At 62.6% G+C, this 9,117-nt stretch carries 9 protein-coding genes and 1 pseudogene; 3 read left to right on the top strand and 7 right to left on the bottom strand.

Going from position 1 to position 9,117, the window contains the following annotated elements; genetic code table 11:
* Window positions 1-101: 101 nt before the first annotated feature.
* From EOA49_RS27665 to EOA49_RS27655, 3 genes are all read right to left on the bottom strand, one after another.
* The gene (locus tag EOA49_RS27665) at window positions 102-1,112 is read right to left on the bottom strand and encodes a magnesium and cobalt transport protein CorA (protein ID WP_127215491.1); all 1,011 of its coding nucleotides are present in this window, start codon (window positions 1,110-1,112) and stop codon (window positions 102-104) included.
* Window positions 1,113-1,233: 121 nt separating this feature from the next.
* Window positions 1,234-1,959 carry a phosphate signaling complex protein PhoU gene (gene phoU / locus EOA49_RS27660; RefSeq protein ID WP_067322722.1) on the bottom strand — a complete coding sequence of 242 codons (726 nt, stop codon included), beginning with the start codon at window positions 1,957-1,959 and terminating at the stop codon, window positions 1,234-1,236.
* 108 nt (window positions 1,960-2,067) lie between these two features.
* Window positions 2,068-3,333, bottom strand: a complete 1,266-nt coding sequence (locus tag EOA49_RS27655; protein ID WP_127239714.1) for an ATP-binding protein — start codon at window positions 3,331-3,333, stop codon at window positions 2,068-2,070.
* 185 nt (window positions 3,334-3,518) lie between these two features.
* On the opposite strand from EOA49_RS27655, the gene ppk2 reads away from it, so the two are divergent.
* Window positions 3,519-4,424, top strand: coding sequence for a polyphosphate kinase 2 (ppk2, locus tag EOA49_RS27650; RefSeq protein ID WP_066996745.1), 906 nt, complete (start codon window positions 3,519-3,521; stop codon window positions 4,422-4,424).
* Window positions 4,425-4,510: 86 nt separating this feature from the next.
* Here ppk2 and EOA49_RS27645 read toward each other — a convergent pair whose 3' ends face one another.
* The 3 genes from EOA49_RS27645 to EOA49_RS27635 form a co-directional block, all read right to left on the bottom strand.
* Window positions 4,511-5,257, bottom strand: a complete 747-nt coding sequence (locus EOA49_RS27645) for an enoyl-CoA hydratase-related protein (protein ID WP_127215487.1) — start codon at window positions 5,255-5,257, stop codon at window positions 4,511-4,513.
* Between the two features lie 10 nt (window positions 5,258-5,267).
* On the bottom strand, window positions 5,268-5,906 hold the full coding sequence (locus EOA49_RS27640) for an acyl-homoserine-lactone synthase (protein WP_066996739.1): 639 nt from the start codon (window positions 5,904-5,906) through the stop codon (window positions 5,268-5,270).
* Between the two features lie 276 nt (window positions 5,907-6,182).
* A complete protein-coding gene (locus EOA49_RS27635; protein WP_066996863.1) occupies window positions 6,183-6,914 on the bottom strand; it encodes a LuxR family transcriptional regulator in 732 nt (243 codons plus the stop codon).
* Between the two features lie 218 nt (window positions 6,915-7,132).
* Here EOA49_RS27635 and EOA49_RS27630 point away from each other — a divergent pair, with 218 nt between their 5' ends.
* Window positions 7,133-8,005 carry a transporter substrate-binding domain-containing protein gene (locus EOA49_RS27630; protein ID WP_127239713.1) on the top strand — a complete coding sequence of 291 codons (873 nt, stop codon included), beginning with the start codon at window positions 7,133-7,135 and terminating at the stop codon, window positions 8,003-8,005.
* Here the strand turns inward: EOA49_RS27630 and EOA49_RS27625 are convergent.
* Window positions 8,002-8,412, bottom strand: coding sequence for a tellurite resistance TerB family protein (locus EOA49_RS27625; protein WP_067322705.1), 411 nt, complete (start codon window positions 8,410-8,412; stop codon window positions 8,002-8,004). The genes EOA49_RS27630 and EOA49_RS27625 overlap by 4 nt on opposite strands.
* A 167-nt stretch (window positions 8,413-8,579) precedes the next feature.
* Here EOA49_RS27625 and lysK point away from each other — a divergent pair.
* Window positions 8,580-9,117 (top strand): annotated as a pseudogene (gene lysK, locus EOA49_RS27620) (lysine--tRNA ligase); the annotation flags it as partial.

Genomic DNA, 9,117 nt, shown 5'->3' with positions numbered 1-9,117 from the left:
AATAGCGAATAGCGAATAGCGAATAGCGAATAGGAATAACATCGGTATTCGAGTCCGGCACAAGCTTCTTTATCGCTATTGGCTACTCCCTATTCGCTATTTCACAGCCATCCATTCTTCCTGAACCGCCAATACAGGAACGCGCAGATCAGCGCGATGGCGGCCAGGACTGTCGGGTAGCCGTATTCCATCTTCAGTTCAGGCATGTCGTCGAAATTCATGCCGTAAATGCCGGCGAAGGCCGTGGGCACCGCCAGGATGGCCGCCCATGAGGCCAGCTTCTTGGAGATCGCCGTTTCCTGGCTCTGTCCGACCAGAAGGCTTGCCTCGAAGGCGAAGGCGAGCACCTCGCGCAGGCTGTCGATCTTTTCCTGCACGGTGCGGATGTGGTCCGTCACGTCGCGGAACAGCGGATGCATGGCGGCATGGATCTGCGGCAGCTCGGCGCTGGTCAGCCGCCGGCAGACCTCGACCAGCGGCAGCGCCGCGTTGCGCAGCCTGAGCAGATCGCGGCGCAGCATGTAGAGCCGCTCGATGTCGCCACCGCTCATCGGCTTCAGCAGCACCTTGTCCTCGATCTGCTCGACCTCGTCCTCGATCTGCTCGAGCACAGGCATGTAGTTGTCGACGATGAAGTCGAGAATTGCATAGAGGACGAAATCCTCGCCCTTGGCGAGCGAGGACGGGCAGCTTTCCCAGTGCTGGCGCACCGCGGCGTAAGAGGTCGACGGGCCGTGCCTGACGCTGACGATATAGCCGGTGCCGACGAAGAGATGCGTCTCGCCGAAGGTGACGCGGCCATCGATCAGTTGCGCTGTGCGGGCGACGATGAACAAGGCATCGCCATACTGTTCGATTTTCGGCCGCTGATGCGGGTGTTCTGCGTCTTCGATCGCCAGATCATGCAGATGGAACTGCGCCTGCACCCTAAGCAGCAGGTTGCGGTCCGGCTCGAGCAGGCCGATCCAGACGACATGGCCGGGCTTTGCCGCCCATATGCCGGCCTCTTCGATCGTAATGTCGGCGACGCGCTTGCCGGCGGAATAGACGCTGGACGCAACAATGCCGGATGTCGGCTGCGGGGCCGCGGTCAGGTTTCGAACTTGCTCCATCGCAAAACCTCCGAGACGGCGACTGACAAAACTGCTGCACCTGGAATAGCTTAGCCTAAATTGGAAAGCCGTTCGAGTGGCCGCCCCTTCACTTGGCCGATCTTGGGTCGCCGATACCGCGTCACCCGGCCGATACTGGGCCAGGCAACACCACCTGGTCGGTCTTGTCGCCCTTCGGCCGCTCGGCCGGCATCTGATCGCCGGTGACGATGTAATAGATGGTTTCGGCGATGTTGGTGGCGTGGTCGCCGATCCGCTCGATGTTCTTGGCGCAGAACAGCAAGTGGGTGCAGGGGGTGATGTTGCGCGGATCTTCCATCATATAGGTCAGAAGTTCACGGAACAGCGAAGTGTACATGGCGTCGATCTGGTCGTCGCGGTCGCGCACGAAGCCGATCTTCTCGACCGAGCGCGAGGCATAGACGTCGAGCACTTCCTTAAGCTGCGTCAACGCCAGATCGGCTAGCGCCTTGAGGCCGCGGAAGAGGCTGCTCGGCTGGCGGCCGTCAATGACCGCCGCGACGCGCTTGGCGACGTTCTTGCCGAGATCGCCGACGCGCTCGATGTCGGCCGAGATGCGGATGGCGCCGACGATCTCGCGCAGGTCGGTCGCCATCGGCTGACGCCTGGCGATGATGACGATCGCCTTGTCGTCGATCTCGCGCTGCCCCTCGTCGAGAACGAGATCGTCCTGGATGACTTTCTGTGCCAAACCCGGATCGGCGTTCACGAGGGCCGCGATAGCCTGCTCGACCATGCGCTCGGCATGCCCGCCCATGGCGGCGATGCGCTTCGACAGGAACTTCAGTTCTTCGTCATAGGCACTGACAATGTGGACGGACTGCATCGATATGCCTTCCCGGTTTCTGCCGGCTGGTGCGTTCCCTCAATCTGCCGCTGATACGCGAGCCGGGTGACAGAAAAAAGAAAATGCCGGTTGCCAACCAATATAGGATCATTGAGCCGGCAAATGAACCGTGAACGCCGCGCCCTTGCCGACTTCCGACTTGATCGACAGCCTTGCGTTATGACGTGTCAATATATGCTTGACGATCGAAAGGCCAAGGCCGGTGCCTTTCTGAGTCCGGCTGTTTTCCACGTCGACGCGGTAGAAGCGCTCCGTGATGCGGGGGATGTGTTCCTCGGCAATGCCTGGACCATAGTCCCTTATGGTCACGTCGATGCCTGGGTCGTGGCCGTCCTCGGCGTGTGCTATCGACACGGTGACGCGTCCGCCCGACTGGCCGTATTTGCAGGCATTCTCCAGCAGGTTCTCGAAAACCTGGAAGAGCTCGTCGCGGTCGCCCGGCACGGAAATCGGCCCATCGATGAAGTCCCGCTCGATGGCGATGCCGTTCTCGTTGGCCAGCGGCGCAAGCGAGTCGATGACGCTGTCGATGGTCTGTCGAAGGTCGACTTCGGTCCCCGGCCGCAGATAGGGCTTCATCTCCAGCCGCGACAGCGACAACAGGTCGTCGATCAGGCGCGCCATGCGGCCCGTCTGGTTCTGCATTATCTGCAGGAACTGGTCGCGCGCCGCCGCGTCGTTGCGGGCAGGCCCGCGCAACGTCTCGATGAAGCCGGCGATCGAGGCGAGCGGGGTGCGCAGCTCATGGCTGGCATTGGCGATGAAGTCGGCGCGCATGCGGTCGATGCGGCGCGCCTCGCTCTGATCCTTGAACACCAGCACGTAAAGATCGGTGCCATGGCCGACCGAGGACGCGCTCACCCGGTATGTGCGCTCGACCGGCAGCTTTTCCGTGTAGTCGACGACATCGGACGCCATAGTTCCCGAGACGATCCCGTCAAGCAAAGCCTGCATTTCCGGCGCGCGGAATTTGAGCGACAGCGACATGCCGGGGGCCAGCCCACCGAAGGCGGCAAAGGCGGCCGCGTTGGCGTGGACGATAGTGGCGGTCCGGTCGAAGATGATCAGCGGATCGGCAACGGCGGCGACCAGATATTCGCCGGACAGCCGCTGCAACCCGCCGACTTCGATGGCGGCAGTCCCGCCGGCTGACTGGCGCTCGGCGGCGGTCGGCAGCATTGCGGCCGCGACCAGCAACGCCACGGCCAGCAGAGGCACAAAGATCGAAAGGCCGCCGAAACAATAGACGCCGAGGACCGCGACCAGGGCCGCGGCCAGCAACCAGCGGCTGCGCCGCAGCTGGGCTATGGCTGCCCGCGTTGCGCCCTTCTGGTCTGCGCCCTTATCGACCATGCGCTGCCTCGTATCTCCCGTCGGTGAAAGGTCAGCCGACTGGACCTGCGCATGACCCCCAAAAATCGGAATCGATTTTCTGGAGTGTTCATGCGCAAAATCAAAGTGCTACCGCGCGTCCAGACGGACGCAACGCCTCAGAGGCTCCCATAGCACGAGTCCGCAAGCTGGAAAGGTTCGTCCCGATGAAAAAAGCCGAGGGAAATGCCGACGCGGCGCCTGCCGCAGGACCGATCAAGATGAGGATAGGCGGTAAGGAACGCGAGTTCGACATCGACAACCCGGTGCTGCCGGACTGGATCGAGGACAACAAGCTGACCGCCGGCGGCTATCCCTACGACAAGAAGATGAAGGGTGAAGAGTACGACGAGGAACTCGAGCGGCTGCAGATCGAGCTGGTCAAGGCGCAGGCCTGGCTGCAGGCGACCGGCAAACGGGTGTTGGCGCTGTTCGAGGGGCGCGACGCGGCCGGCAAGGGCGGCACGATCTTCGTCCTGCGGCAGTACATGAACCCGCGCACGGCGCGCAACGTGGCGCTGACCAAGCCGACGCCGACGGAGCATGGCCAATGGTACTATCAGCGCTATGTCGACCATTTCCCGACCTCCGGCGAGTTCGTCACCTTCGACCGCTCCTGGTACAACCGCGCCGGCGTCGAGCCGGTGATGGGATTCTGCACCCCGGACCAGCACGCGACATTCCTCGACGAGACGCCGCATTTCGAGCGCATGATCTGCAACGAGGGTATCCACTTCTTCAAATTCTGGCTGAACATCGGTCGCGAGACGCAGCTCGAACGGTTCCATGACCGCCGCTGGTCGCCATTGAAGAACTGGAAATTCTCGCCGATCGACATCGCCGGCATCAGCAAATGGGACGACTACACCAAGGCGCGCGACCTGATGTTCGAGCGCACTCACAAGGAGTTCGCGCCCTGGATCATCGTGCGCGCCAACGACAAGCGCCGTGCGCGGCTTGCGGTGATCCAGCGTATCCTTCTGTCCTTGCCCTATGATGGCCGCGACCTCGACGCCGTCGGCAAGCCCGACAAGAAGATCATCGGCGAAGGCCCGTCCTTCCTGGAGAAATAGCTTGCACCGTGCCCGCGGCCGGCGGCCAACATTACAGCGCCGCGCACCTTCTCGGGTACGCGGCGCTGAGACTTTCCACCAAGGTGTCACGCCGCGAGGCGGGCGATCCGCTGCAAACGCTTCAGCGTGGCGTCGTCCTGCAGCGCTTGCTGGAACAGCGATATCTCATGGTCGATGCGGTCGCACAGAACGTCCGTATCCCCCTTGAGCAGGCCGCGGGTCTGCAACAGCGCGGCAACCGGCTTCTTGGCGAGCTGCCTTGCCCGCGCCAAGGCCATTTCCTCGGCGCTGCCTTCCACGATCTCACCGACAAGGCCGAGCGCCTTGGCGTCGTCGACGCCCAGCGTGTCGCCCAGGCAGAAGAAGCGGAAGGCGCCGGCATAGCCGAGCTTCTGGGGCGCCAGGATGCTGGTCGCCGCGTCCGGCACCAGGCCGAAATCGACGAACGGCACCCTGAACGTGCTGCCCCTGGAGGCGATCACCATGTCGCAGTGGAACAGGATGGTGCAGCCGACGCCGACGGCGTCCCCGTCGACGCAGGCAAGGACCGGCTTGGGAAAGGTCGCAAGCCTGCGAAACATATCGGTGACGGCGGCAATCAGCTGCTGGTGCTTGGCGGCGTCGAGGAACTCCGAGAAGTCGCCGCCGAGGCAGAAGCAGCCGGCAAGGCCGCGCAGCACGACCACGCGAACCTCGTCATTGACGGCGGCCTCGTGGAAGGTCCTGGCGAGGCACGCATAGGCGTGCCTGTCCAGCACCGGCCGGCCGTCATGCGAGGACACGGTGACGACCAGCGTGTGGCCGCGCAGCTCAGGTTCGGGGTGGAAGCTCATGACAACCTCCTCACGAAGCCTGTCTGAGGCCGAGCTGGCCGGGATAGCCTCTCATCAGCACCGGCGGGAAGTGGTTGCGGCGCTGGCGCACCACCTCCAGCGTATGCTCGGAAAAGGTGAGCAGCGTCGCCACCACCTGCTGGTTGCCATAGGTGCGCTGGTAACCGAGCGGCGTCGCCAGGAAGTGCAGCTGCAGCGCGCGCAGCACCCACATCGGTTCGAACTCGATGATGACCTGGTTGACGTTGCGCTTGAGGCCCCATTCGACGAAACCGGCGATCAGCTCGGTGCCGACCGTAGAGACGCCGCGCTTGCCGTCACGGAAGCCCGGCGCCACCGCATAGCGGGTCAGCTCCCAGACTCGCGGCCCCGAGGGGGGCGTCCCCTCATAGAGGTCCGTCAGCACATCGGTCAGTAGATGCGGCCGCGTCGTCGGCAGCATGCGCTGATAGCCGGCTAGCTCGCCGTTGCGGATGACGAGGTGATGCTCGGCTTCGTCATGATCGAATTGGTCGATCTCGAGGCCGTCCGGGCGGTCGAGATCGGTCCAGCCCATCTCCTCGACGAAGATCTTGTAGCGCAGGCGGTGAACCGCTTCCCACAGATCGGGGCGCTCCATCAATTCCTGAGTTGTGAGGGAAAAAAGCATTAGCCGTCTCCTGGGCTTGAGAGGAAGATACGGCCGGGCTCTCCGGAAAATATTACGCGATCGCGTAGGCAAGAATTTTTAGGTCGGCACCGACCGACCCCGCCAATATAGCCGCGCCTAACTGCCTCCGCGACCGCCTGCACGCGGTTGGCGACGCCCAGTTTGCTTTGGCGTTAAGAAAGTATTAGCCCTCTCTTAAGACAAGGACACCGCTCGCCCTTGCTTAAAATATTACGCGAATGCGCATGGGACCGTTTCTGGGCCAGCACGGCCGATTTAGCTAATATAGCCACGTCTGATCGCCTCGGCGACTGCCTGCACACGGTTAGCGGCGCCCAGTTTGCTCTTCGCGTTGAGAAGGTGTTTCTCGGAGGTATGCTCCGAAATGCCGAGAATCTGCGAAATTTCCCACTCGGACTTTCCGACAGCTGCCCATTGCAGGCATTCGCGCTCACGCGGTGTGAGTTCGATGTGGTCGACGACCTTGCCGGCCATCGTGTGAAGCTGCATGGCGCGGCCGATGGCGTAGGTGGACACCAGCGAGACCATTCCGAATTCGACGTCCGACAGTTCAACGGACTCGCCACCCAGCGAGACCATGACGATCTGGCCGTCGAGCGTGACCAGCGGGAAGGCGAGGCCGTCGCGCAGCTTGAACTCGCGGGCGTCGCCCATGACCTCGTCGCTGCTCTTGTCGATGACGATGGCCTGGGAAGCCTCCCGCCACTGAAACGGGGCCTGCAATTGCTTCATGTGGCTGACGACCGGATCATGGTCGACATAGTTGCGCGCCACATAGCGCTCCAGCCACTCGCCCGGCCAGTCGCAGAGCAGCACATGGTCCTTCTGCTGGCCGCGCGGCGTGCCGGGTTGCGGGACCGTTCCGGCCATCAGCGCCGTCAGCCCGAAACTCGAGGTGACGCCGAGCAGCCGCTCGCACACTGCCGCAGCAGTGTTGGCGTGCTGTAATTGGTCGATGTATTCCAGAGTTCTATCGAACATGCTCATCGCAACATCTACCCCATGTTGCTTCTGCTTTTCGTACCGATAGTCGATGCCCGAACCACCCTTCGCCATCAACCCCGGACCACAAGTTTCTTCGCGACACCTGCCCCTGTTGCGGGCGCGCGCTGAAACTTGCAAACGCACTAAACCATACGCCGAATTCGCCCGTTTGAAATCAAAAACATTGTGCCTGCACTGTTTTCGTACGAAAAGCCAAGGACATGATTGGGCGGAGCGTTATCGTGCCATTCCGATGGATATTTCTGGCCCTCCTGTCGGCGCTGATCGGAGCGTTGCCATTTGCCGACGCGACTCGCGCGGCGGAGCCGCAGGTTCCGGTGCTGTGGGATGCCAAGGAGCGGCTGCCGAAGCCCGATCTTTCAGCGTTGCCGAGGCTGAGGTTCCTCACCACCACCGATTTTCCGCCTTTCAACTTCCTCGACGGCTCCGGCCGGCTGTCGGGTTTCCACATCGACCTGGCGCGGGCGATCTGCGCCGAACTCGGCATCGTCGAGAAATGCCAGATCCAGGCGCTGCCCTGGAACGATCTCGACGACGCGCTGCGGAAAGGCGAAGGCGAGGCGATCATCGCCGGCATCGCGGCGACGCCGGAAAGCCGCGAGAAATACGCCTTCTCGCGTTCCTATCTGCAGTTCCCGGCGCGCTTCATCATGCCGAAGGCCAAGGCGTTTACCGAGCCGATCCTCGACAAGCTGCGCAGCAAGCGCGTGGGCGTCATCGCCGGCTCGGCGCATGAGGAGATGCTGCGCGACTATTTCAGCACGGTGCAGGTCGTGCCCTTCGACAAGCCCGAGGACCTCTACGCGGACCTCAAGGCCGGCAGGATCGACGCCGCCTTCGGCGACGGCATGCGCTTCGCCTTCTGGCTTGGCGGCTCGGAAGCCGCCGGGTGCTGCCGCTTCGCCGGCGGCCCTTATCTGGCGCCCGAATATCTGGGCTCGGGCATGGCGATCGCCACCAGGGCGGGCGACCCGGCGCTGGCCGCCGCCTTCGACTACGCGCTGCAGGAAATCTCGATCAAGGGAACCTTCGCCGAGTTCTATCTGCGCTATTTTCCGGTGAGCTTTTTCTAAGTCAGTGTGCGCAGGCGGGCCTTCGCCGCACGGGCGATCGCCGCCACGGTGAGCGTGTCGAGATCGAGCTCCCGTCGGATGAGCTGCAGCACCCTCAACTCCTCCATGCGCATTTCGAGATCGACTGCCGCGACCTCGAAAGCGGCGGCATAGGCGGTGTCACGCAACCGCTCCGGCAGCGCATCGGCGACGCGCGCAAGGACGCCTTCCAGCCCGTCCTTATCGTGCAGAGCCTGCTGGCACGCTTGAGCCACGCCGACCAGGCTGTCGCTGTTGAAATCGACAAACACAGGCCAAGAACGGACGACGTCTCCGATCCGCGCCAGTTCGACATCGGTCATGTCGCGGTCGGATGCCGAAGTGATCACCATGAGATAGATCAGGGCTTCGTGCGGCGTCAAAGGCATTCAAAACTCCTTGATGGTGAGGCTTCAACGTAGGATTGCCATTGAGGCGCCGCAAGGAAAAGCGCCGCAAATCGTTGACGCTCCGGCCCGTCGCGCCTAGAGACCGGGTGAAAATCTTTGCGCGCCCAAGCCGACACATCTGGCCGGCAGATTACCTGGAAAGTGACATGACGGGATCAAACATCATCGATCTCAATGCCGAGATGCTTGCGGCCGCCGGCGAAAGCAAGGCATGGCCGTTCGAAGAAGCCAAGAAGATCATTGCCCGCTACAAGAACAAGGACTTTCCCGATACCGTCCTGTTCGAGACCGGCTACGGCCCGTCCGGCCTGCCGCATATCGGCACCTTCGGCGAGGTGGCGCGCACCACGATGGTAAGGCACGCCTTCCGCGTGCTGACGCAGGACAAGGTCAAGACCAAGCTGTTGTGCTTCTCCGACGATATGGACGGCATGCGCAAGATTCCCGACAACGTGCCCGATCGCGCGGCGCTCGAGCCCTACCTGCACAAGCCGCTCACATCGGTGCCCAATCCGTTCGGCGGCGATTATGCGAGCTTCGCCGACCACAACAACGCGATGCTCTGCCGCTTCCTCGACACGTTCGGCTTCGACTATGAGTTCGCCAGCGCGACCCAATACTACAAGTCCGGGCGCTTCGACGAAGTGCTGCTGCGCGCCGCCGAGCGCTATGACGAGATCATGG

It is taken from the genome of Mesorhizobium sp. M1A.F.Ca.IN.020.04.1.1 (assembly GCF_003997315.1).
GTDB lineage: Bacteria > Pseudomonadota > Alphaproteobacteria > Rhizobiales > Rhizobiaceae > Mesorhizobium.
The sequence above is the reverse complement of the archived record's forward strand: the minus strand, read 5'-3'. Positions and strand labels throughout refer to the sequence as shown.